This is a genomic window from Burkholderia sp. HI4860, from assembly GCF_002223045.2.
Taxonomy (GTDB): Bacteria; Pseudomonadota; Gammaproteobacteria; order Burkholderiales; family Burkholderiaceae; genus Burkholderia.
In genome coordinates this window covers 1,915,915-1,939,720 of sequence record NZ_NKFO02000001.1, presented here as the reverse complement: position 1 = coordinate 1,939,720, position 23,806 = coordinate 1,915,915, and the positions used below count along the sequence as shown (strand labels likewise).

The window sequence follows — 23,806 nt, the reverse complement described above, 5'->3', positions numbered from 1 at the left end:
TTTCTCCGGGCGCGGCCTCGCACGCCTGCCCTGCCGGTTGCGATCGCTTCACGCGACGACCCGCGAGCAACCTGTCTGCTGTGCATCAATTGCCGATCTCCGTCGCTTTCGTGCTTTCAGGGAACGGCCACGCCCCATTCTCGAACGACAGCACCAGCAGGCCGTTGTCCTGGCACGCCGTGGTCAGCAGATGGCGGTCGAAGTCGAAATCGAGGCGCGACGCACACCAGTCCGGGCCGCCCGGGCGGTACTGGCCGAACATCAGGTGCGCGGAACCGGCGCCGGGCGACTTTGCCGAAGGCGGGTTGTAGTACGCGATTTCCTTCGGCTTCGCCGGATCGCGAATGTCGAACACGCGCACGCCGGAGTTGAAGTAGCTGCACGCGAGCGCGGTGGCGTTCTCCCGGTTGTCGACGCTGCAGTAGTGCGACCCGTACGTGAACGTGGAAAGGCCGAGGATGTCGGGCATCACCTTGCTGCAGTTCTGCACGGCGTGGGTTTCGAGCCGCAGCTCGGACACGAGCTTGGGCGCCGCCTCGTTCGACATGTCGTAGATATGGCCCAGCGGGAACGGCGTCATCCCGGCGTTGCACGCGGCCTTCACGCCCGCCGCGCCCGGATCCTGGATCCCGCCCGAGCCGCCTTCATCCACTTCGACCAGATAAGGCTTGCCGCCCACCATGAACGGAATCGTGTGCTGCCCCGCACTGCCGTCGCGCACCGGCACCGTTGCGATCCGGTGCATCTGCGCATTGGGGCGCCGGCTCTGCACCTCGCTGGTGTCGATGACGAAGAATCCGTTGTCGCCGTTCGAGTTCGCGTTGTCCAGCGGCGGTGCGCCCGCGCCGGCCGCCGCGCCCGTGTTGCCGAGGCCGATGAAGTACGCGCGGTTGCCGTCCTGGCTCACCGACAGCCCGTGCGGAACCGCCCCGAAGCCCAGGTCGGCCATCGTGATCGCCGAGATCAGCTTCGGCCGCGTCGGGATCGTCACGTCGACCGCGTAGTAGGACTTCGAATAGGCACCGCCGATGTAATACGTGAAGCCGTCCGGCGAAAAACCGCCTTCATGGCCCATCGGCTTGGCACTCGGAAGAATGCCGCCGTCGGCGCCGGTGCCAATGGGTACGCTCGCGAGCAGTTGCGGGTGCGTGCAGTCGGTCGCCACGTCGTACAGGTCGACTTCGGGGCCGGCGCCGCCGCCGAGCCCGTTATCGGCGGCGAGAATCCCGCGCGCGACGTTCACGCGCAGCGATTCCCACGGATCGATCATCGCCGTGGACGTCAGCGAACTCACCCGCACCGGCTTGGCCGGGTCGGTGATGTCGATCACCGGCACGCCCGGGTTCACGCGCGGCGGCGCATCGGGGTTGTTGAATGCCGGCGTGGCGCCCATCGTCGCGTGGTAGAAGCAGGTCTTGCCCTGCCGGTCGGTGTAGGTCGCGGCCGACCACGACGCGCCTTCGCCCTGCACCTGGCTGACGCGCTTCAGGTTGCAGTTGAAGCCGCCGAACCCGGACTGGCGCAGCGCGGCGGGCACCTGCCCTTGCAGCGCCGTCTCGGGCGTATCGCCGGGGCTACAGCCCGGCACGCGCGGCACGACATAGTCGGCCACCGATACGGCGGGCGTCGCGCTCGTCGTGACGTTGTCGTCTCCGCCGCAGCCGGCGAGCATGAGTGTGCCGAGCGATAGCGTGATCGCCAGGCGATTCAGTGCGTGCATCTTTGCCTCCTCCTGTTTCGAACTTCGTTTCGAATTTCGTTCCGTTCCGTCTTTATCGTTAGTTATCCGGATAGATCTCGATGACGGCCACTTCGACCTGCTCGCCGGTCCGGCTGTGAAAGTGCAGCGAAAAGCGCCCGGTGATCCCGACCGGGAGAATGTCCATCGACTGATCGGTTCCGGATGTGCAGGCCGCGAGCGCACCGGGGATTTCATGCGCCATCAGCACGCCCGCCTCTCGCGAATGCACGCGGATATGCGCCGGCCTGCCTTCGCGAATCGCGATCACGGATCGCTCCCACGGCGCCTTGTCCCGATCGACGTCGACGGAAAAAACCTGTTGATCCGGGGGGCGTGTCGACGCGTGCGACAGATGTCGTGCCACACCGTAGGCGACCGCCAGCGCCGACACGGTCGCGATCAACGCGACGAGTCGACGCCGCGGTCGCGGATTCCTCTCCTCCATGGCGGCGCTCCGTTTCATCGGCTCTCGCGCTGCGCCGTGTCGTTGGGCCCGCAGGCCCGCCATCGGCGCGGCGCTCAGCCGTTCGACAAATGGTAGAGAGCGGTCCGATGCGGCGATATCTGCTTATTGCGGGTTGTCGGAAAATTGCGTCGGGAGTAACCCGAGCCGAGGCAGCGAGACGGGAGTTGCGCGCAGGATGCCAGGTGCGTCACCCGCGAATCTCGCGGGCCACCGGCGTCCAGGGGACAGTTCATGCGCGACGCGGCCGGGCCGTTCGACCTGGCGATCGTCCCAACCCACTTTCCGTATCCGTGATTCAATGACGATCGAACCGGCGCCGCGCAATCGGGCGGCACGGCGATTCACCACCTCATCGATCGACCCTCACGGGATCACCATGACGAACCCTGCCGAAATCAAGGCGCTCGTTTTCGATGTCTTCGGAACGATCGTCGACTGGAGAAGCGGCGTCGCACGCGGCGCCGCCGCGTTCCTCGACCGCCATGCCCCCGCGCTCGACCCGTTCGAATTCGCCGATGCGTGGCGGGCCGAATATTCGCCGTCGATGGAAGAAATCCGCAGCGGCCGCCGCCGCTACGTGCGCCTCGACGTCCTGCACCGCGAGAACATGGTGCGCACGCTCGACCGCTACGGGATCGACGACGTGCCCGACGCCGACATCGACGCGCTCAACCTCGCGTGGCACGCCCTCGACCCGTGGCCCGACGCCGTCGCGGCGCTGCAACGGCTGAAGCGTCGCTTCATCATCGCGCCGCTGTCGAACGGCAACATCCGGCTGATGGTCGACGTCGCGAAACGCGCGGGGCTGCCGTGGGATGCGATTCTCGGTGCGGAGGTGGTCCGCGCGTACAAGCCGTCGCCGCAGGTGTATAGCGATACGGTCGAGATTCTCGGCGTCGAACCGGCCGAGCTGTGCCTGGTCGCCGCGCACAACGGCGACCTCGCGGCCGCGCGCCGGCAGGGGCTGTCGACCGCGTTCGTGCTGCGGCCGACCGAACACGGCCCGGGCCAGACGACCGACCTGAAAGCCGACGATGCGTGGGACTTCGACGTCAGGGATCTGAACGAGCTCGCGGACCGGCTCGAATGCCCGCGTTGAAAACCGCGTTCCGGTGCGCGGCCGCGGGGTGGCCGGCGGCTCGTCGGGCGCCGGCTCCCAAAGCCTAGCGCGCCGACGCCGTCTCGACCGCTCGCCCCTGCGCCGCCATTGCGAGGCGCCGCCAGTTGCGCGCCGCATACCGGTGCGCCTGCTGCAACGCGAGCCATAACCCGATCTGCCGAACCGGCTTGAAGAGGCCGCGCGCACTGAACACGGTGCGCCGCTCGACGCGGGTCCTGCCGCCTTCTATCGGCGTCAGCGTGAATTCGTCCTCGAGCAGCCCGACCCAGTCGCGGCACCACACCGTCGACGCCACCATCCGGTAACGCAACCGGCGAGGCTCGTCGAGCACGAGAATCCGCTGGTCGATGGTGCCGCGATCGGTCGTGCACTGCCGCGTGTTGCCGACGGCCGGCACGCCTTCGAGCACGCGGCAACTGACCGGCTTCGGCACGCCGAGGCGGAACAGCAACGGCCGCGTGTCGTCCATCCGGGCATGGAGGAAATGCGGCCAGACATGCTCGGGCCGGCAATCGAACGTCCACTGCGAATGAATTTCCACGACCGTCTCCTGGCGGCTGTCGGTGCCGACATCATGGCACAACCGCCCCGCCGCCTCCGTTACTTCACGACCGCCCGCCACGCGGTGCGCGCGTAGATGAGCAGCACCGGCAGCAGCGCGAGCGCGAACAGCAGGCTGAGCGCCAGCACCCACACCGGCCAATCTTCCGGATTCCCTCGCGCCCAGTAGCGGTAAGGCACGCTCAGGAACCCGATTTCCATCAGCAGCGCGCCGAGCGGCACGAGCCCGTTCAACACCACCGCCACGCCAAAGCGGGCCGCGCGGTCGAGGTTCCGGCCGGCGCCGTACGCCGCGATCAGGTAGAGGAAGTACCCGATCATCGCGACCATCAGCCCGCCGCCGGCCAGCAGGCCGACACTGCGCGCGCTGCGTTCGTGCCATTGATCCGCACCGGGCGGCAACACGACATCGATCCGCTCGCCGATTTCCGGCGCGCCGCCGGAACGGACGTTGCCCGGCATCACCACGCGCTTGCCGTCGGGCAGCGCCGCTTCCAGTATCGACGTGTATTTCAGGCACTGATACCGTTCGGTCCGCCCGTCGCTGTCGCGGCGCTCGCAGGTATCCCACTCGGACGTGTAGGACACGACAGTCGCCTCGTATTTCGGCGAGACGGCCAGAACGTAGAGTTCGTCGCTGATCCAGTACGCGAACGGGAAGAACAGCGACACCAAACAAAAGCACACGAGCCACCAGAATACGACCGCGCCGCGATTCGGCGCCCCCTTCGCACCGCGCCTGGCGCCGGTCTGGCGGCGCACCATGCGAGATGCGAGCCAGTACGCGGCCACGGCAAAGACCGCCACACACACCACGAAGACCTTGCCCGCATGCGTCAATGCCATCTGTCTTGCCCCCGGTTCCCCGATTCCCCGATTCTTCAATGCTTCGCTTGCCGGCAGGTTCGCCGCCGGGTCGTGTTCACGCAATGAATCGCACAACCGCCTTCGCCGCGGCCACGTCACGCGCTATTCCGGCTGGCCGACGAATCTCAGCCTCCCCGATTCCCCCGACAGCAGCGCGCGATTCGCGTCCGCCGCCGCGCGCAGGTAATCCCACAGCGCGGTCACGCGCCGCAGCTTGCGCAGATCCTCACGGCAGGTCAGCCAGAAGCACCGCGTGACGACCACGTCGTCCGGCAGCACCGGCACCAGCGCCGGCTGCGCGGCCGCCATGAAACACGGCAGGATCGCGAGCCCGCCGCCCTGCAGCGCCGCGAAATACTGCGCGATCACGCTCGTCGTGCGCAGCCCGGCCGTCGCGCCCGGCACCGCGCGGTCCAGGTACAGCAGCTCGTTGCTGAACGCGAGATCGTCGACGTAGCTGATGAACGCGTGCCGCGCGAGATCGTCGGTGCAGGTGATCGGATCATGGTTCGCGAGATAGTCGCGCGTCGCATAGAGCCGCAACTGGTAGTCGCACAGCCTGGTGACCACGTAAGGCCCGCGCTCGGGCCGCTCGAGCGTGATCGCGAGGTCCGCCTCGCGCTTGGGCAGGTTGACGAAATGCGGCACCGGCAGCAGGTCGACTGTCACGTGCGGATGCTCGGCGCGAAACTGCGCAAGCTGCGGCGCAAGGAAAAAGCAGCCGAACCCTTCCGTCGACCCGATCCGCACATGGCCCGACAGCGCCTCGCCCGTGTTCGCGACCTGGTCGCACGCGGATTGCACGGTCGTCTCCATCGCGTCCGCATACGCGACGAGCCGCTGCCCTTCGGCCGTCAGCGTGAAGCCGCCGGAGCGCGACTTGTCGAACAGCAGCGTGCCCATCGCGGCCTCGAGCGCGCGGATGCGCCGCGCGACGGTCGTGTAGTCGACCCCCAGCCGCTTCGCGGCGCCGCTCGCGCGCTGCGTGCGCGCGACTTCGAGGAAAAAGCGCAGGTCGTCCCAGTTCAGGTTGCCGGAAACCGGCTCGGTGGCGTGTCGCATTAGCGAGGGAAAAAGGGGTAAGGGTCTGTTTGCATATGGAACGCCCATGCGTTGCCACGAGAACGGCCGCTCGCGAGGCGCGCGACGCCGCGAATACTGACGTATCGCCAAGGAGCGCAACGCGGCGAGCGGCCGTTCTCGTGGCAACACCAAACTAAAAAGAACATGTCACGGGAATGCCCGAAATCGCCCGTATGGCGGCGTCGCTCGTCGCTTGTCCCCCAAGGGGACTTCCTTCGGGGCGTTTGGCAAGGCCAAACGGCGCTCCTCACTTCTTGCCCTACGGGCGATTTCGGGCATTCGCATGGGCGTTCCATATGCAAACAGACCCTATGTCTCGGGTCCGGCCGTCGATATGCATAAATGCACATCCAACCGGTTTCTTTATCGGTACATCATGAATCTGCGCATAACTATACTCGACCGTGACCTGCGGACCATGAGCCGCGGGCAATAAAACCGGAGACACCATGCAGACCCGATCCCCCCTCGATGAGCATGCGACCATCGCGACGCCGACGCCCGAGCGCACCGCGAAGCACTACCTGCTGGCCGGCTGGGCCAGCATGGCCGGCACCACGATCGAGTGGTACGACTTCTTCCTCTACGGCACCGCCGCCGCCCTCGTCTTCAACCGCATCTTCTTCCCGTCGCTGGACCCGGTCGTCGGCACGCTCGCCGCGTTCGGCACGTTCGCGGTCGGCTTCATCGGCCGGCCGATGGGCGGCATCGTGTTCGGCCACTTCGGCGACCGCATCGGCCGCAAGTCGATGCTGATGATCACGCTGCTGCTGATGGGCGTGCCGAGCATGATCATCGGGCTGATCCCGTCGTACGACCGCATCGGCTACTGGGCCGCCGCGCTGCTGATCGCGATGCGCTTCCTGCAGGGGATGGCCGTCGGCGGCGAATGGGGCGGCGCGGTGCTGATGGCCGTCGAGCACGCGCCGAAGGGCCGCAAGGGGCTGTTTGGCAGCCTGCCGCAGACGGGCGTCGGGCTCGGCCTGATCCTGTCGTCGGTCGCGATGGCCGCGGTGGCCGCGCTGCCGGAAGCCGACATGCTGTCGTGGGGCTGGCGCGTGCCGTTCCTCGCGAGCATCGCGCTCGTCGGCCTCGGCTGGTTCATCCGCGCGAAGGTGCCCGAATCGCCCGACTTCGAGAAGATGCAGCGCCAGGGCAAGGCCGAGAAGTCGCCGGTGACGGCCGCGCTGCGCCGCCATCCGCGCGAGGTGCTGACGATCGTCGGCGCGCGTGCCGCCGAGAACACCTGGTTCTACATGGTCGTCACGTTCGCGCTCGCCTATGCGACGCAGCAGTTGCATCTGCCGAAGGCCGAGATGCTGCACGCGATCACGGCCGGCGCGGCGCTGTCGCTCGTCACGATGCCGCTGTGCGGCCACCTGAGCGACCGCATCGGCCAGCGCCGGATGTTCGCGATCGGCCTCGTGCTGATGTGCGCGTTCGCCGCGCCGTTCTTCATGATGCTCGGCACGCAGCAGACGTCGTACGCGTGGTGGGCGATCGTGCTCGGCCTCGGCGTCGTGTTCCCGATCCTCTATGCGCCGGAATCGCTGCTGTTCGCGCAGCAGTTCCCCGCGGAAATCCGCTACAGCGGCATCTCGCTGTCGGTGCAGCTCGCCGGCGTGATCGGCGGCGGCTTCGCGCCGATGATCGCGACGTCACTGCTCAAGGCCGGCGGCGGCCAGCCGCACTACGTGATCGCGTACCTCGTCGGCTTCGGCGTGTTCGCGCTCATGTGTACCGCGTTGATGCGACCGGCACGCGCGTGAGCGCGCCGGCCCGCATTCGATCGACTTCAGTTCAGCCTGCCGCCCGCCGCGCGTCCACGCGCGGCGCAAGCAGACACCCTTTTCGTCGTCACACCGCTTTACGGAGACATCCATGAACGCCGCAGTTCCCCAGACCACCCTCGCCCTGCCCACCGCCAAGCTGCTGATCGACGGCGCGTTCGTCGAATCGCAAAGCGCCGAATGGGGCGACATCGTCAACCCGGCGACGCAGGAAGTGATCGGTCGCGTGCCGTTTGCGACGCTCGACGAGGTCGATGCCGCGATCGCATCCGCGCAGCGCGCGTTCCAGACCTGGAAGACGACGCCGATCGGCGCGCGGCTGCGCATCATGCTGAAGTTCCAGGATCTCGTGCGCCGCAATCTCGAACGGATCGCGCACACGCTGACGGCCGAGCAAGGCAAGACGCTGCCCGACGCGCAGGGCGACATCTTCCGCGGCCTCGAAGTGGTCGAGCACGCGTGCTCGATCGGCACGCTGCAGCAGGGCGAATTCGCGGAGAACGTCGCGGGCGGCGTCGATACCTACACGCTGCGCCAGCCGATCGGCGTGTGCGCGGGCATCACGCCGTTCAACTTCCCCGGCATGATCCCGCTGTGGATGTTCCCGATGGCGATCGTGTGCGGCAACACGTTCGTGCTGAAGCCATCGGAGCAGGATCCGCTGTCGACGATGCAGCTCGTCGAGCTCGCGATCGAGGCCGGCGTGCCGCAAGGCGTGCTGAACGTCGTGCACGGCGGCAAGACGGTGGTCGACCGTCTCTGCACGCACCCGGACATCAAGGCGATCTCGTTCGTCGGCTCGACGCGCGTCGGCACGCACGTGTACAACCTCGGCAGCCAGCACGGCAAGCGCGTGCAGTCGATGATGGGCGCGAAGAATCACGCGGTCGTGCTGCCCGACGCGCACCGCGAACAGTCGATCAACGCGCTCGTCGGCGCGGGCTTCGGCGCGGCCGGTCAGCGCTGCATGGCGACGTCGGTCGTCGTGCTGGTCGGCAAGGCGCGCGACTGGCTGCCCGAGCTCGTCGAAAAGGCGAAGGCGCTGAAGGTCAATGCGGGCGCGGAAGCCGGCACGGACGTCGGGCCGGTCGTGTCGAAGGCCGCGAAGGAGCGCATCCTGTCGCTGATCGACGAAGGCGTGAAGGCCGGCGCGAAGCTCGAACTCGACGGCCGCAACGTGAAGGTGCCCGGCTACGAGCAGGGCAACTTCGTCGGCCCGACGATCTTCTCGGGCGTGACGACCGACATGTCGATCTACACGGAGGAAATCTTCGGGCCGGTGGTGGTCGTGCTCGAAGCCGACACGCTCGACGAAGCGATCGCGCTCGTCAACCGCAACCCGATGGGCAACGGCGTGGGCCTGTTCACGCAGAGCGGCGCGGCTGCACGCAAGTTCCAGAGCGAGATCGACATCGGCCAGGTCGGCATCAACATCCCGATCCCGGTGCCGGTGCCCTACTTCAGCTTCACCGGCTCGCGCGGCTCGAAGCTCGGCGATCTCGGCCCGTACGGCAAGCAGGTCGTGCAGTTCTATACGCAGACGAAGACGGTCACCGCGCGCTGGTTCGACGATGACGCGACGGCCGGCGGCGTGAACACGACGATCGCGCTGCGCTGACCCGGGAGCCTGTCAATGGAAATTGCATTCATCGGACTCGGCAACATGGGCGGCCCGATGGCCGCCAACCTGCTGAAAGCCGGCCACGCGCTGACGGTGTTCGACCTCGACGCGCACGCAGTGGACGTCGCGGTGCGCGCCGGCGCGACGGCCGCCGGCTCGCCGCGTGAAGCAGCCGCGCGCGGCGCGATCGTGATCACGATGCTGCCGGCCGCGCAGCACGTGCGCGCGGTCTACCTCGGCGATGACGGCGTGCTGGCCGGCGCACGCGCCGGCGCTGCGCTGATCGACTGCAGCACGATCGATCCGGGCACCGTGCGCGCGGTGGCCGAGGCCGCCGCGCAGCGCGGCTTCCCGCTCGCCGACGCGCCCGTGTCGGGCGGCACGGGCGGCGCGCAGGCCGGCACGCTGACCTTCATGGTCGGCGCGGACGCCGCGCTGTTCGAGCGCATCCGCCCCGTGCTGCTCGACATGGGCAAGAACGTCGTGCAGTGCGGCGGCACGGGCACCGGTCAGATCGCGAAGATCTGCAACAACCTGCTGCTCGGGATCTCGATGATGGGCGTATCGGAAGCGATGGCGCTCGGCGCGGCGCTCGGGATCGATCCGGCCGTGCTGGCCGGCATCATCAATACGTCGACCGGCCGCTGCTGGAGCTCGGACGCATACAACCCGTATCCCGGCGTGAGCGACACCGCGCCGGCCGCGCGCGGCTACGCGGGCGGGTTCGCGGCGAACCTGATGCTGAAGGATCTCGGGCTCGCGACCGAAGCGGCGCGCAGCGCCCACCAGCCGGTGTGGATGGGCGCGCTCGCGCAGCAGCTCTATCAGTCGATGAGCCAGCAAGGGCTCGGCACGCTCGACTTCTCCGCGTGCGTGAAGCTGTACGAGGCGCAGCCGGCGTAACTGCCGCCGCCCGCCCGGACGTGCGTCGACCCGCGATGTGCCTGAACGGCATCGCGGGTCGTTTTGCATGCGGGGGAAGGAAAACGGGCGGCGCAGACGCGGCGTCAACGCCGCCGGTCGCTCAACCGCGCGGGTTCGACGCCGTCTCGAAGGTCGGATGGCACTCGAACGCGAGTTCGGAGCGCGCGCCGACCCGGCTGCCGCTGGTCAGCGATTCCTGCTTCATGCTCGCGCGCATGCCGCGCTGCGTGCAGTAGTTGGTGGCTTCGTCGACGGCCTTCGTATGGGCGTCGGCCCACGTCGTCGACACGCCGACCGTGCGGGTCGTCACGGTATAGACGTTCGGGTTCGACGTCGCGGTCACGTCGGAAGCGGTCGAACACGCGGCGAGCAAGCATGCAGCAGCCGCGACGGTCAACCATCGCAAGGTTCGAAAGGAAACTGGAATGGACATGGGGGGCAGGCGCGCGCCGTTCGACGCGCATTGAGCAACATAGGCGACAGTATGCCTGCTCGATCGCCGGAGATCATGCCCCTTTCAGTGAACACATTGTTTCGAATGGTTAAACGATGAGGAAAATGGGGCAATATTTCCACGCTCTTTCAGGGCCAGATACGACCGGCGGGTAGTTTTTGCCCGGTCGGCCTGCCCCATCGCGCTGCCGGACGGCCGCGGCCGATCAGCCCGTGGTTTCCTGCCGGATCCTTCCAGCGCCGCCACGTCGCCCCACCAGGGCGGCCGCCCGGCCTGCTCCCGGCGCATCGCGCGGGGATCCTCGCGCCCAGTCCGGCCATTTGCAGACCGGCGAATGGGGCGCCGACGTCCCGCTTGCCGCCCCGCAGGCACATCGCTTGCGTCATGCACGCGCCCGCCGCTCCGGCGGACGGCATCTTTCCCTCAACCGGCGCTGCGCACCGCGCGACCCTTCGCGCGGCGATCCCGCATCGCAAGCAGGTTCCATGAACGAGAGGACAACATGAAATCAATACGAACGCTGGTCGCCCTTTGCTCGGTCGTTTCCGTGCTCGCGGCGTGTGGCGGCGGCGACGACGCCGGCACCGAACTCGGCATCTCGAAGCCGCAGGCGCGCTTCATCAACGCGGTGCCGGCCGGGCCCAACCTCGACTACTACCTGAACGCGAAGCTCGACCAGGGCAATATCGCGTACAAGGGCGTGACGCGCTATCACGACGTCGACTCGGGCACGCAGAACGCGAGCTACGACGTCTCCGGCACGACGACGACCATCGCCGCGCAATCGTTCAGTGCGGCAAACGGCCATCACTACACGACGATCGCGCTGCCGAGCACGACGTCGCTGATTTCCGTGATCGACGATCCGTACGCCAAGGGCCTGCTGTCGGACAAGGCGCGCGTGCGCAGCTTCAACGCGTCGCCGAATGCACAGAACGTCGACGTGTACGTCGTCCCGCCCGGCACCGACATCACGACGCAAAGCCCGACGCTCGCGGGCGCGGCCTACCAGAACGCGGTGCCGGCATCGACGCAGGATTCGATCTACCTGAACGGCGGCAGCTACCAGGTGATCGTCACGACGGCAGGCAGCAAGACGCCGATCCTCAAGACCGCGCCGGTCACCATCAACAACAACGCCGACTGGCTGCTGCTGACGATCCCGTCGGGCGGGGTCGGAGACGTGACGCCGAACGATATCCACGTGCTGGTTGCGCAGGGCAACGACGCCGATGCGTCCGCGCAGGAACTCGGTCCGCAATAAGGACCGCTCATGATGGCGGCGGGCGGCGCGATCGTGCCGCCCGCCGCCTCTTCCCGTCACGCGGTCAGTTGTTCCGCTCCAGGACGATCACATGTTCGGCGCGCGTGCCGTCGCCGTGCTCGACGTCGACATCGCCGACATGGCGTACGCGCCAGCCCGGCCGCGTCGCAATCTGCGGCATGTTGCCGGATGGGCGGCTCTCGATCCCGCCGAGCCCTTCGTCGGGCGTCTCGACCGCTTCGTCGAGCGACGCATTCGAATAAATCACGTTGTCGTGCCACTTCGACGCGCCCGCGGCGGCTTCCATGCCCTTGCCGTCGACGTCGACCGTGTTGTCGGTCATCGCCATGTTCGCGTTGTCGAGCGTCGGGATCCGCGCGGCCGCTTGCCGTACGGGGTCGCCGCTGTCGGGCGCCTGCGTGCCGCGCTCGATCGGCGGCAAGCCGGTCGGCATTTTCCCGGCGATTCTCTCGGGCGTCAGCGGACGCTGCGCGACCTGCGCCGCCTGGGTTGCCGCGTCGGGCATGTCGCCGGCCGCCGGCGTCTTCACCGGGCTCTTCTCGATCTGTTCCCGCTGCTGCTCAGGGGTAGGGTTCGATTCCGCGTTCTGCATTGCACCTCCTCGTCCGGCCGGCGCGCGCCGGCATCAGGGCTGCCGCCGCCGGTCCGGGAATCACTACAACGGTCCTTGCAAATCTTTCATGGGCGCGGCCCGACACGCACCGCGCCGGGCGCACGTGCCAGGCCGGCACGGCCCTTCATACGGACGGCGCACCCGCGCACAACCGCCGCGCCGCCGGCGCACCGTCCGTCCCACGCGTCAGCCGTGTCAGCCGTGTCAGCCGCCGCTCGCGCCGCCCGGCGCGGAAGCCGCGCCCGGCATGCTCGCGCCGCTGTCGCCACTGCTGCCGGCCGCCCCGCTGCTCGGCGTACCCGATGGCGCGGTGGACGGTGCGGCCGACATGCCGCTCGTGGCGCTCGAGTCCGAGCTTGTGCCGCCGTTGTCGCTCTTCTTCTGGCAACCCGCACCTGCCGCCAGGCCCGCAATCAGGATGCCGGCGAAGACGGCTCGCGATACATGTCGAAGTGAATATCGCTGCATGACACCTCCGCTGATGTCGATGTGGATGGAGCCCGCAGGCGCGCAATTCGCGTGCCGGCCCCCGCCGCCGCGGCCGCCCGCTACCATTCATTTTTCAAATGACGCCCAACCGAATATTTAATTTCCCATCGCCTTGCCGGCCTTCCATACTCGCGAACAAATCCGAGACATAACGTCCACGGCGGCCGGGCCGGCGCAGCGCTCCCACGTTGCCGGTCACGCGCCCCGCACATGGAAGGAGACAACGGCGTGCAACTGGAAGCCACCCACCGCCCGGGCATCGTGCTCGGCGCGGACGACGCATCGCATCGAACCGATTCGGCCGCGCGCGACCCCGCGCTGAGCCCGCGGCTGCACAACGCCGACCTCGCGCCGACCCAGGCCGAGGGCCGGACGTGGGGCCGCTACAGCATCTTCGCGCTGTGGACCAACGACGTGCACAACATCGCGAACTACTCGTTCGCGATCGGGCTGTTCGCGCTCGGCCTGTCGGGCTGGCAGATGCTCGCATCGCTCGCGATCGGCGCGGTGCTCGTCTACTGTTTCATGAACCTCACCGGCTACATGGGCCAGAAGACCGGCGTGCCGTTCCCGGTGATCAGCCGGATGAGCTTCGGCATCTACGGCGCGCTGCTGCCCGCGATGATCCGCGCGGTGATCGCGATCGCATGGTTCGGGATCCAGACCTATCTCGCGTCGGTCGTGCTGCGCGTGCTGCTCACCGCGATCTGGCCGGGCCTCGCCGCATTCGACCAGAACGCGATCTTCGGGCTGTCGACGCTCGGCTGGGTCACGTTCGTCGCGATCTGGCTCGTGCAGATCGGCATCCTCACGTACGGGATGGAAATGGTCCGCAAGTACGAAGGGCTCGCCGGCCCGGTGATCCTCGTCACGACGCTGTCGCTCGCCGCGTGGATGTTCAGCCGCACCGGCGGCCATCTCGCGATGTCGATCGGCAAGCCGCTGACCGGCTTCAGGATGTGGACGGAGATCTTCGCGGGCGGCTCGCTGTGGCTCGCGATCTACGGCACGCTGGTGCTCAACTTCTGCGATTTCGCGCGCTCGTCGCCGAGCGCGAAGACGGTGCGCGTGGGCAACTTCTGGGGCCTGCCGGTCAACATCCTCGTGTTCGCGACGATCAGCTTCGTGCTCGCCGGCGCGCAGTTCAAGCTGAACGGCCACATCATCCACAGCCCGACGGAGATCATCGCGACGGTGCCGAACAAGCTGTTCCTCGTGCTCGGCTGCCTCGCGTTCCTGATCGTGACGGTCGCGGTGAACATCATGGCGAACTTCGTCGCGCCGGCCTTCGTGCTGACGAGCCTCGCGCCGCATCGCCTGTCGTTCCGCCGCGCGGGCCTGATCAGCGCGACGATCGCCGTGCTGATCCTGCCGTGGAACCTGTACAACAGCCCGATCGTGATCGTCTACTTCCTGTCCGGCCTCGGCGCGCTGCTCGGCCCGCTGTACGGGATCATCACGGTCGACTACTGGCTCGTGCGCAAGCAGCGCGTGAACGTGCCCGACCTCTATACCGAAGCGCCGACCGGCGCCTACTTCTACACGCGCGGCGTGAACCGCAAGGCGCTCGCGGCGCTGGTGCCGTCCGCGCTGATCTCGATCACGCTCGCCGTCGTGCCGGCCTTCAGCGCGATGACGCCGTTCTCGTGGCTGCTCGGCGCGGCCATCGCGGGCAGCGTGTACTGGCTGCTGGCCGATCGCAACCGGCACTACGAGGCGCGTTCGGGCGAATCCATCGCGGTCGCCTGCGCCCAACACTGACACCCCTGCATACGGAGTCGCAATGAGGATCCTGGTAGTCAACGTCAACACGACCGAGTCGATCACCGACGCGATCGCCGCGCAAGCGCAGGCCGCCGCGTCGCCGGGCACGGAGATCGTCGGGCTGACGCCGCGCTTCGGCGCGGAGTCGGTCGAAGGCAACTTCGAGAGCTACCTCGCGGCGATCGCCGTGATGGATCGCGTGATGCACTACGACGAGCCGTACGACGCGGTGATCCAGGCCGGCTACGGCGAACACGGCCGCGAAGGCCTGCAGGAACTGCTGACGGTACCCGTCGTCGACATCACCGAAGCGGCCGCGAGCGTGGCGATGCTGCTCGGCCATCGCTACTCGGTCGTCACGACGCTCGACCGCACGGTGCCGCTGATCGAGGATCGCCTGAAGCTCGCCGGGCTCGACGCGCGCTGCGCGTCGGTGCGCGCAAGCGGCCTCGCGGTGCTCGAGCTCGAGGAGAACCCGGCCCGCGCGATCGAGTCGATCGTCGGCCAGGCGCAGCGCGCTGTGAAGGACGATCACGCGGAAGTGATCTGCCTCGGCTGCGGCGGGATGGCCGGCCTCGACCGGCAGATCGAGGAATGCACGGGCGTGCCGGTCGTCGACGGCGTCTCGGCCGCGGTGGCGCTCGCCGAGTCGCTGGTGCGCCTGAAGCTGAAGACGTCGAAAGTCCGCACGTACGCGCCGCCGCGCCCGAAGCGGATCGTCGGCTGGCCGGGCACCTTCGCACAATGACGCGGCGCCGGCCCGCTGCTGCGTCGCACTCGCGCAGCGGGGCGCCGGGAGGCACATCGGCATGCGGGACCCACTAGACCCGAACACCCTGCCCCGCGGCGCGTCCGACGCCGCGGGCGCGCTCGACGTGCTCGATGCACGGCTGATGCGCATCCTGCTCGTGCTGCTGACCGAGCGCACCGTGTCGCGTGCGGCCGTGCGCCTGAACATGTCGCAGCCGGCCACCAGCGCCGCGCTCAAGCGCCTGCGCACGCTGCTCGGCGATCCGCTGCTGGTGCGCAGCCGCTAAGGGATGGTGCCGACCGAATTCGGCGCGCGGCTGATCGAACCGCTGCGCAACGCGCTGCGCGTGATCGACTTCATCCGCATCCAGCAGCCGAGGTTCGATGCGCGCACGTCGGTGCGGACCTACCGGATCGGCTGCCCCGACTACCTGAACGTGCTGTTCGTGCCGAAGCTCGTCGCGCTGTTCCGCGAACGCGCGCCGGACGCGCAACTCGTGTTCCATCCGCTCGGCGACGGCTTCGACGACGAGCGCGCACTGGCCGACGGCGAGCTCGACATCGTGATCGACAATCGCCCGGCCCGCGCGTCGCGGTTCCGGCAGGACGACCTGTTCGACGATCGCGTCGTCTGCCTGATGCGCGCGACGCATCCGCTCGCGCGGCGCGGCACGATGACGGCGGCCGAGTTTGCCGACGCGCCGCAGCTGTGCCCGACACCGTCGTGGCTCGAGGCGTCCGGCGCGATCGACCGGCAACTCGAACGCGTGGGCCTGCAGCGGCGGATCGTCGTCACGCTGCCGCACTTCGAACTCGCCGCGCATGCGCTCGTGCGCACCGACATGCTGCTGACCACCACGTACCGGCTCGCGCGGCACTATGCGAAGCTGCTGCCGCTCGCCGCCGTCGCGCTGCCGGCCGAACCGCCGGACATCGTGTACCGGATGACCTGGAACGAAGCGGGGGCATGCGCCGAAGGCGTGCGCTGGCTGCGTGGGCTGATCGCGGAAGCGACGCGTGCGTGGCTCGATGTCGAGGCGATGCAGCCGGCGGTGGCGGCGGTGGCCGCCGGTGCAGTCGTGGACGTGGACGCGGACGCACGGAATAGCACGCCGGTCGCGGCCGATCCCCCCGAACCCGCACGACGCACGCGCCGCAGGCGGGCCACGCATTGCCACGTGCCGCATCCTCGGCGTGTCGCCCAAGCGGCACGCCTCCACCGCCTCGCGACGAAGTCGCATTGACGGTCGTCATTCTCACGCCGGAGCGATCCGTGCAGTCGCGGCAAGTCAGACCGGTCCTATGTACCCGGTCCGCACCGAATCGTCAGAATGACGCCTCGAACCCTGGCGGATGACGCTCTGCATCACGGATGCCCGCCGCCGCCCCATCGAGGAAACCCGCATGAAGAAGACACTCGTTGCGCTGGCCGTTCCAGTCGCGCTGCTCGCGAGTACCGGCGCATTCGCCGATACGCAGGACTGCGCGACGCGCATCCGCGCGTTGCAGACACAGATCGACAACGCGAAGCGGTTCGGCAACGCGCCTCAGGCGATGCGCCAGCAAGCCGCGCTCGACCAGGTCAAGGCCCATTGCACGGACGCCGGCCAGCTCGCGCGCGCCGAACGCAAGCTCGCCGACAAGCAGCGGGATCTGCAGCGCGCGCAGGACGAGATGCACAAAGCGCAGGCACGCATCCATGAAGCCGAAGCGCTCGGCGATGCGAAGCAGCTGAACAAGGCGCAGCGCAAGCTCGCCGACAAGCAGATCAAGCTGCGCAACGCAACACGCGACCTGCACGATGCGCAGATCGATCGCGACGCGCTGAAGGGCTGAAGGGCTGACGTGATGCGCTGACACGATGTGCCGCGTCAGACGTGCCGCGCCAGCGCGAGCAGCACCGACAACGACCCGATCGACCCGAGCGTCGACAACAGGATCGTGCGCGACGTCACCTGCGCTTCGCGCCCGTAGAACTCGGCCAGCATGTACGGCCCGGTACCCGTGGGCAACGCGGCGAGCACGACCGCGATCTGCGCGAGCACCGGCGGCAGCGCGAACACGCGCACGCCAAGCCACCACGCGAGTGCGGGCTGCACGAACAGCTTCACCGCCGTCAGCGCGATGCTGCCCCGCGGTGCGGCGCCGGACCCTTCCCGCTTCTCCGCGAGAAACAGCCCGAGGCTGACGAGCGCACACGGGCTCGCGGCCCCGCCGAGCAGCTTCAGGAAGGTATCGACCGGCGCACCGAGCGGCACCTGCGCGGCCGACACGCAAACGCCGGCCAGCGGCGCGACGATCAGCGGGTTGCGCAGCAGCGCGCCGACCACTTTCCACATCAGCCGCAGCGGTGCGCGATCGCGCTGCAGCCCCACCTCGATCAGCACGATCGCGCCGGCGAACAGCACGCACGCCACCAGGATGGTCGCAATCGTGGTCGGCGTGAGGCTGTCGGTGCCGAAGGCGAGCAGGCACAGCGGGAAGCCGAGATAGCCGGTGTTCGGGTACGACGCGGCAATAGCGTCGATGCTCGCATCGGCGAGCCCGCGCCCCGCGAACAGGCGCCACGCGAGCACGCCGACGAATACGAGCGCGCAGGTCAGCGCGAACGTGGCCACGAAAGCCGGCTGATACAACTGGTGCCACGATGCGTGCGCCATGATCTGGAACAGCAACGCGGGCAGCGCGAGCCACACGACGAAGCGGTTGAGTTCCGAGGCCGCCGCCGGCCCCAGCACCCCGCGCCGGCGGCACAGGAACCCTGCCGCGATCAGCCCGAACACGGGCAACAGAATCTCGATCGTCGATGACATCTTGAACACGCTGCGTGAAACCGGAACGCGCCAGCTTAATGGTTCCGGCGGGTCGCGTCCAATGCGCGGCGCGGATTGCTCCGGGCGTCACGCGCCGTCGCGCATCGGTTGCGCAAGCAACTTGTAGGCCACGACGGCGGTGGCGAGCGCGAGCCCGCCGCTCACCGTCAGCGCATTGGCGAAGCCGCTCGCGAACGCGACAGGCGCCGCCTGCGCGAGCGCACCGGCGGCCGACGGCGGCACACGCTCGAGCGCCCGCGCCAGGTCGCCGGCCAGCAGGCTCGACATGAACGGCGCGTCGGCGAACGCACGCAGGCCGGGCGCGGCGGACAGCAACCGATCGAGCCGCGCCTGCGTGCTCGCCGTCAGCACCGCGCCGAGCACGCCGACGGCCGTCACGATCGCCGAGAAGCGCGTCGTCGTGCTGATGCCCGATGCCATGCCGGTGCGGTTCGGCGGCACGCACACCATGATCGCCTTCTGCGTGTCGCCGTTCATGATGCCCGCGCCGCAGCCCGTCACGAACATGCCGAGCGCGACGAGCCGGTAGTCGCCGCTGGCCGTCAGCGCCGCGGTCGCGAGGTTGCCCGCGCCGATCAGCGCGAGCCCGCCCGCCAGCACGCCGCCGGACGACACGCGCGCGGCGAGCGCCGCGCCGAGCGACGGCCCGGCGATCATCGCGATCGCGAACGGCAGCATCCCGAGCCCCGCGTCGATCGCCGACATCCCGAACGCGTTCTGCAGGTAAAGCGGCAGGAACGTCATCATCACCTGCGCGCACGCCGCATAGCCGAACATCGCGAGCACGGCGCCGACGAAGCGCGGCTGGCGGAACAGCGCGAGATCGATCATCGGCCGCGCCTGCCAGCGCTCCGCGCCGATGAACGCCGCGACGAGCGTGGCGGCCAGCGCGAGCCGGCCGAGCGTCGCGGCCGACAGCCAGCCGTGCGACGGCGCGCCGATCAGCGCCGCGATCGCGCACGCGAGCGCCGCGCCGAACAGCAGGCTGCCGGCCGCGTCCACGCGTTTCGCGTGCGGATCGTGCGATTCGTCGATCGCGACACGCGCACCGGCCGCCAGCAACAGGCAGACGGGCAGGTTCAGCAGGAACACCCAGCGCCAGCCGATCCATTGCGTGATCGCGCCGCCGACGAGCGGCGCGATGGCCGTCGCGGTCCCCATGCACATGCCCCAGATCGCCCATGCGCGCGCCCGTTCGCGCCCGTCCGGAAAACGGTTCGCGATCACGGCGAGCGCGGCCGTCAGCAGCAGCGCGGCGCCGCCGCCCTTCACCGCCCGGGCGGCGATCAGCCAGCCGGCCGTCGACGCGACGCCGCAGCCGAGCGACGCGAGAAAGAACAGCGCGAGCCCCGTGAACAGCATCCGCTTGCGCCCGAAGCGGTCGGCGAGCCCGCCGGCCGGCAGCAGGCAGGCGGCGAACGCGGTCATGTACGCGCTCACGACCCATTCGATATCGGCGAAGCTCGCATGGAAACCGCGCGCGATGCTCGGCAGCGACACGGCGACGACGTTCGTGTCGAGCACGATCAGCGAGCAGGTGGCGGACGCGACGGCGAGCGTCGCGGCGGCGGCCAGGCGGGGGCCCGTGCGTGGGGCGACAGCCGCGCCTGCGCGCGACGCCGGGGAAGGTTGGGACATCGGTTACTCCGGAACAGGATCGACGAGCCTTATGCTAGGCTTGGCCCGTATTGCCTGTCATTGACACACCGATGCTGTTTTATTAACGAAAATTGCAATCATGGACCGGCTCGAATTCCGTCACGTCCGCGCGTTCCTGAGCGTCGCGCAGCACCTGCACTTCGCCCGCGCGGCCGAAGCGCTCGACATGGCGCCGCCCGCGCTCACGCGGCAGATCCAGGAAGCCGAGCGCGTGCTCGGCGTGCGCCTCTTTCACCGGTCGCGCCGCGCGGTCACGCTGAGCGCGGCCGGCGAGGCCTATCTCGCCGAGGCACGCGCCGCGGTCGAGCACCTGCAGCGCGGCCGTGAACTCGCTGCGTTGGCCGAACGCGGCGAACTCGGCCGGATCGAGATCGGCTACGTGTCGTCCGCCGTCTATTCGGGCACGCTACAGCGCACCGTCGGCGCGTTTCGTGACGCACACCCGCGCATCGAGCTGAACCTGCGCGAAGTGCCGATGGACGACGTCGCGAACCAGCTCGACACGGGCCGGCTCGACCTCGCATACGTGCGCCCGCCACTGCCGCTGCCCGGCGGCCTGCGGGTCGTCACGCTGCAGCGCGACGTGTTCGTCGCCGCCGTGCCGGCCGGGTCGCGCTACGCGTCGATGTCGTCCATTCGCGCGGCCGACCTCGCCGACGCGCGCTTCGCGGTACCCGAACAGGAGCGCGGCACGCTCGACGTCGCGCGCCGCGGCCGCTTCGCGCCGCTGATCGCCGCCCGCCCGGGCGGCCTGCTCGCGGTGCTCGCGTGCGTGTCCGTGAATGGCTGGGTCGCGGTGATTCCCGATGCGCTCGCCGGCTGCGTGTCGCTGCCGGGCGTCGTGTACCGGCCGATCGCCGGCAAGCCGATCACGTCGGAACTGGCGCTCGCGCACCGGCGCTTCGACAAGGCGCCGGCGGTACGCGCGTTCCTGCGGACGGTTCCGTCGGCCGCGTAAGCGCCGCCTGAAGCCCGCATGCGGCGAGCGCAGCCATGCCGGCCGTCGCCGCGCGAATATGCATTGCACGATTCGATGTTTGTCGGCCGGAAACCGATTCCGTAACCTGCCCGGCAGCCGCGCCGCCTGCGCGCGGATCACCGAGGACACCCCGCCGATGAATCCCTCCGCCACCCCGGCGCGCCGCCGAGTGCTGCAGCGTCTTGCCGCCCTCGCCGCCGCGCCGCTCGCGGGCGCCATCGTACGGCCCGCCCAGGCGGCCGGCGCCGACCTGTCGGGCGTGACGCTCGTGCTCGGCGACCAGGCCGGCGGCCTGCGCGCGCTTGCGGAAGCCGCGCACGTGCTCGACGGCACGCCTTACCGGTTCCGCTGGGCCAATTTCCAGGGGGCCGCGCCGCTGTTCGAGGCGCAGCGCGCCGGCGCGATCGATCTCGCGCCGGCCGGCGACCTGCCCGTGCTGACCGCCGCGCTCGGCGACCCGTCGTTGCGGATCGTCGCGACGCGCGTCGGCTCGCCGGCGTCGCTCGGCATCGTCGTGCAGCCCGATTCGCCGGTCCGCACCGTCGCCGACCTGAAAGGGCAAACCGTCGTCGTGTCGTCCGCGCGCGGCAGCATCTCGCAGTACCAGTTGTATGGCGCGCTGCGCGAACACGGCCTCACGCCGCGCGATGTCGACGTGCGCTTCGTGCTGCCCGTCGATGCGTTCGCCGCGTTCGAGGCGAAGCGGATCGGCATCTGGGCGACGTTCGATCCGTACTACGGGCATGCGGTCCGGCGCGGCGCGCGCATCGTCCGCGACGGCAGCGGTATCAATTCCGGGCTGGCGTTCCTGACGTCGCCGGTCGACACCCTCGACGATCGCGCGAAGCGCGCGGCGCTCGCCGACGTGCTGGCGCGGCTCGCCCGCGCGGGCCAATGGGCGCTCGCGCATCCGGGCGACTATGCGAGCGTCTATGCGTCGCTCACGCGCCTGCCGCCCGACGCGGCCACCGACATCGCGCGCCGGGCCGCGCTCGCGCAGCGCAGCCTCAGCAGCGCGGACATCGACGTGCTACAGCGTGTCGCCGACCGCGCGGCGGCCGACGCGATCCTGCCGCGGCGCGTCGATGTCGCGTCGATCGCGATCCGCAACGTATCGGCCTGAACGCTGCCGCGCGTGGCCGCGTTCAACGCGGGCGCGCCATATCGAGATCCGGCACGTCGTCGCCGAACGTCGACGCGACGAGCGTGCGCATCGCGGCGACCAGCAGCGTCGGGCCGGACTGGTTGAACGTGCAGCGCTCGCCCGCGGCCGGCACGGCCCGGTGCAGCACGGCCCGCCACGCGCCGCGCCCGCCGTCGCGCTCGAATCCGGCGAACGGCAAGCGCTCGACGATCGGGCCGCCGTCGGCCCATGACGACGACGGCGCGAATGGGGCCGGTACACCCCCCGGTTCGCGGATCGCGGTACATCCGGATGCGTCGGCGCGCGGGGCGTCGAGATCCTCCGCCATCGCCACCCAGTAGTCGAGCGCCGCGCCCGTCAGGTCGTGGACTTGCATGCCCGCCTCCATGGTCGCCGTCGCGACGCAAAATAGCCTGTCCATTGTGCGCGCAGCCGCACGGGCTCAGTGCTCGCGCGGCAGGTATCGTCATCGGCCGCCCCGCGATAAGCATAGTTCAAATCGTTTCTTGTCCGGCCCCGACACGTCATCGAGAATGACTCGACAGGCTGTCGCACAGCCTCGCTCCCCAACGTTCCGGACCCATCGATTCATGCTTCCACTGCGCCTGCTTCGCTCGCTGCTGATCGCGTCCCTCATTGCGTTGCCGGCCACCGCCGCGCACGCCGACAAGCCCGCCACCATCCGCATCGGTGTCGCCCAGCAAGGCGCCGGCGATCCGCCGACGTTCGGCGGCTCGAGTGCGGCCACCGCGCAGTTGCAGCAGCTGGTCGAAAAGGAGTTCGCGGCCGACGGCATCAAGGTGGAGTGGCTGTTCTTCAAGGGCGCGGGGCCGGCCGTCAACGAGGCGATCGCCAACAAGGCACTCGACTTCGCGTACCAGGGCGACCTGCCCGCCGTGCTCGCGCGGGCGAACGGGATCAAGACGCGCCTGCTGCTCGCCGCGAGCGTGCGCTCGGGCGTCAAGATCGCGGTGCCGCCCGACTCCCCGATCCGCTCGATCAAGGACCTGAAGGACCGCCGCGTGTCGATTTTCCGCGGCACGAACCTGCAGCTCGTCGCCGACAACGCGCTGGCGAAAAACGGCCTCGGCGAACGCGACCTGCGCGTGATCAATCTCGACGCCGCGAGTTCGCTCGCCGCGCTCGCGTCGAAGGGCATCGATGCGTCGGTGGGCGACTACCAGTTGTACAAGCTGCGCGACGCGGGGCTCGCGAAGATCATCTACGAATCGCAGAACGACGGCCCGCAGCTCACGCGCCAGACTCACCTGCTCGTGCTCGACGAGTTCGAGCGCGCGCATCCGGACATCGTGCAGCGCGTCGTCACCGCAGTCGTGAAGGGCGCGCAATGGTCGTCCGATGAGGCGAACCGCGACGCGCTGTTCAAGCTGTGGGCGAAAAGCGGCGTGCCGGTGTCGTCGTGGCAGGCCGACTACGCGAACCAGCGCCTGAAGGACCGCCTGTCGCCGCTGATCGATCCGTTCTTCGTCGCGCGCTACAAGTCCGTCGCGCAGGATGCGCTGGCGCTGAAGCTGATCCGTCAGCCGGTCGACGTCGACGGCTGGTTCGAGCCGAAGTATCTCGACAATGCGCTGCGCACGCTGAAGCTCGAAAGCTACTGGCCACGCTACGACGCAGCCGGCAAGCCGCTTTCCTGACACG

At 69.0% G+C, this 23,806-nt stretch carries 22 protein-coding genes and 1 pseudogene; 12 read left to right on the top strand and 11 right to left on the bottom strand.

The features are described from left to right. Positions 1–85 precede the first annotated feature (85 nt). On the bottom strand, positions 86–1,720 hold the full coding sequence (locus CFB34_RS08660) for a hypothetical protein (protein WP_089442868.1): 1,635 nt from the start codon (positions 1,718–1,720) through the stop codon (positions 86–88). 58 nt (positions 1,721–1,778) lie between these two features. Then, positions 1,779–2,204 carry a hypothetical protein gene (locus tag CFB34_RS08655; protein ID WP_089442869.1) on the bottom strand — a complete coding sequence of 142 codons (426 nt, stop codon included), beginning with the start codon at positions 2,202–2,204 and terminating at the stop codon, positions 1,779–1,781. A 379-nt stretch (positions 2,205–2,583) separates the two neighbouring features. Here CFB34_RS08655 and CFB34_RS08650 point away from each other — a divergent pair, with 379 nt between their 5' ends. Then, positions 2,584–3,306 (top strand): haloacid dehalogenase type II, encoded by a 723-nt coding sequence (locus tag CFB34_RS08650; RefSeq protein WP_089442870.1) that lies wholly within the window; start codon positions 2,584–2,586, stop codon positions 3,304–3,306. Positions 3,307–3,370: 64 nt separating this feature from the next. Here the strand turns inward: CFB34_RS08650 and CFB34_RS08645 are convergent, their stop codons facing one another. The 3 genes from CFB34_RS08645 to CFB34_RS08635 form a co-directional block, all read right to left on the bottom strand. Then, the gene (locus tag CFB34_RS08645) at positions 3,371–3,868 is read right to left on the bottom strand and encodes an SRPBCC family protein (RefSeq protein WP_089443364.1); all 498 of its coding nucleotides are present in this window, start codon (positions 3,866–3,868) and stop codon (positions 3,371–3,373) included. Positions 3,869–3,927: 59 nt separating this feature from the next. Beyond that, complete coding sequence (locus CFB34_RS08640; RefSeq protein WP_089442871.1) at positions 3,928–4,734, bottom strand: uracil permease; 807 nt, start codon at positions 4,732–4,734, stop codon at positions 3,928–3,930. Positions 4,735–4,857: 123 nt separating this feature from the next. Next, positions 4,858–5,817 carry a LysR family transcriptional regulator gene (locus tag CFB34_RS08635; protein WP_089442872.1) on the bottom strand — a complete coding sequence of 320 codons (960 nt, stop codon included), beginning with the start codon at positions 5,815–5,817 and terminating at the stop codon, positions 4,858–4,860. A gap of 470 nt (positions 5,818–6,287) precedes the next feature. Here CFB34_RS08635 and CFB34_RS08630 point away from each other — a divergent pair, with 470 nt between their 5' ends. The 3 genes from CFB34_RS08630 to mmsB all read left to right on the top strand — a co-directional run bounded on the left by CFB34_RS08630 (position 6,288) and on the right by mmsB (position 10,152). After that, the gene (locus CFB34_RS08630) at positions 6,288–7,607 is read left to right on the top strand and encodes an MFS transporter (RefSeq protein ID WP_089442873.1); all 1,320 of its coding nucleotides are present in this window, start codon (positions 6,288–6,290) and stop codon (positions 7,605–7,607) included. Positions 7,608–7,719: 112 nt separating this feature from the next. Next, positions 7,720–9,246, top strand: a complete 1,527-nt coding sequence (locus tag CFB34_RS08625) for a CoA-acylating methylmalonate-semialdehyde dehydrogenase (protein WP_089442874.1) — start codon at positions 7,720–7,722, stop codon at positions 9,244–9,246. A gap of 15 nt (positions 9,247–9,261) precedes the next feature. Beyond that, positions 9,262–10,152, top strand: a complete 891-nt coding sequence (gene mmsB / locus CFB34_RS08620) for a 3-hydroxyisobutyrate dehydrogenase (RefSeq protein WP_089442875.1) — start codon at positions 9,262–9,264, stop codon at positions 10,150–10,152. 121 nt (positions 10,153–10,273) lie between these two features. On the opposite strand, the gene CFB34_RS08615 is transcribed toward mmsB, so the two are convergent. Continuing rightward, positions 10,274–10,606, bottom strand: coding sequence for a hypothetical protein (locus CFB34_RS08615; RefSeq protein WP_089442876.1), 333 nt, complete (start codon positions 10,604–10,606; stop codon positions 10,274–10,276). A gap of 523 nt (positions 10,607–11,129) precedes the next feature. Between CFB34_RS08615 and CFB34_RS08610 the strand changes: the two genes are divergently transcribed. Next, a complete protein-coding gene (locus CFB34_RS08610) occupies positions 11,130–11,891 on the top strand; it encodes a DUF4397 domain-containing protein (protein ID WP_089442877.1) in 762 nt (253 codons plus the stop codon). 64 nt (positions 11,892–11,955) lie between these two features. Here the strand turns inward: CFB34_RS08610 and CFB34_RS08605 are convergent, their stop codons facing one another. Beyond that, positions 11,956–12,504 carry a DUF3005 domain-containing protein gene (locus CFB34_RS08605; RefSeq protein ID WP_089442878.1) on the bottom strand — a complete coding sequence of 183 codons (549 nt, stop codon included), beginning with the start codon at positions 12,502–12,504 and terminating at the stop codon, positions 11,956–11,958. A 225-nt stretch (positions 12,505–12,729) separates the two neighbouring features. Continuing rightward, the gene (locus tag CFB34_RS08600; protein ID WP_242808580.1) at positions 12,730–12,993 is read right to left on the bottom strand and encodes a hypothetical protein; all 264 of its coding nucleotides are present in this window, start codon (positions 12,991–12,993) and stop codon (positions 12,730–12,732) included. A gap of 231 nt (positions 12,994–13,224) precedes the next feature. Here CFB34_RS08600 and CFB34_RS08595 point away from each other — a divergent pair, with 231 nt between their 5' ends. The 4 genes and pseudogenes from CFB34_RS08595 to CFB34_RS08580 all read left to right on the top strand — a co-directional run bounded on the left by CFB34_RS08595 (position 13,225) and on the right by CFB34_RS08580 (position 17,364). Then, entirely contained in the window at positions 13,225–14,775 is a 1,551-nt protein-coding gene (locus CFB34_RS08595; RefSeq protein ID WP_089442879.1) for an NCS1 family nucleobase:cation symporter-1, read from the top strand. 22 nt (positions 14,776–14,797) lie between these two features. Continuing rightward, positions 14,798–15,526, top strand: coding sequence for an aspartate/glutamate racemase family protein (locus tag CFB34_RS08590; protein ID WP_089442880.1), 729 nt, complete (start codon positions 14,798–14,800; stop codon positions 15,524–15,526). A gap of 61 nt (positions 15,527–15,587) precedes the next feature. Continuing rightward, positions 15,588–16,772: pseudogene (locus CFB34_RS08585) on the top strand (LysR family transcriptional regulator). 160 nt (positions 16,773–16,932) lie between these two features. Further along, positions 16,933–17,364, top strand: a complete 432-nt coding sequence (locus CFB34_RS08580; protein WP_089443365.1) for a DUF1090 family protein — start codon at positions 16,933–16,935, stop codon at positions 17,362–17,364. Positions 17,365–17,399: 35 nt separating this feature from the next. Here CFB34_RS08580 and CFB34_RS08575 read toward each other — a convergent pair whose 3' ends face one another. Both CFB34_RS08575 and CFB34_RS08570 read right to left on the bottom strand, forming a co-directional pair. Further along, the gene (locus CFB34_RS08575) at positions 17,400–18,341 is read right to left on the bottom strand and encodes an AEC family transporter (protein ID WP_089443366.1); all 942 of its coding nucleotides are present in this window, start codon (positions 18,339–18,341) and stop codon (positions 17,400–17,402) included. A gap of 87 nt (positions 18,342–18,428) precedes the next feature. After that, entirely contained in the window at positions 18,429–20,000 is a 1,572-nt protein-coding gene (locus tag CFB34_RS08570; RefSeq protein ID WP_089442881.1) for an MFS transporter, read from the bottom strand. Between the two features lie 100 nt (positions 20,001–20,100). On the opposite strand from CFB34_RS08570, the gene CFB34_RS08565 reads away from it, so the two are divergent. Continuing rightward, a complete protein-coding gene (locus CFB34_RS08565) occupies positions 20,101–20,979 on the top strand; it encodes a LysR family transcriptional regulator (protein ID WP_089442882.1) in 879 nt (292 codons plus the stop codon). A 157-nt stretch (positions 20,980–21,136) separates the two neighbouring features. Beyond that, positions 21,137–22,123, top strand: a complete 987-nt coding sequence (locus CFB34_RS08560) for an ABC transporter substrate-binding protein (protein ID WP_089442883.1) — start codon at positions 21,137–21,139, stop codon at positions 22,121–22,123. A 22-nt stretch (positions 22,124–22,145) separates the two neighbouring features. Here CFB34_RS08560 and CFB34_RS08555 read toward each other — a convergent pair whose 3' ends face one another. Continuing rightward, the gene (locus CFB34_RS08555) at positions 22,146–22,520 is read right to left on the bottom strand and encodes a phage protein NinX family protein (RefSeq protein ID WP_089442884.1); all 375 of its coding nucleotides are present in this window, start codon (positions 22,518–22,520) and stop codon (positions 22,146–22,148) included. A gap of 214 nt (positions 22,521–22,734) precedes the next feature. On the opposite strand from CFB34_RS08555, the gene CFB34_RS08550 reads away from it, so the two are divergent. Further along, positions 22,735–23,802, top strand: a complete 1,068-nt coding sequence (locus tag CFB34_RS08550) for an ABC transporter substrate-binding protein (protein WP_089442885.1) — start codon at positions 22,735–22,737, stop codon at positions 23,800–23,802. Positions 23,803–23,806: the final 4 nt, after the last annotated feature.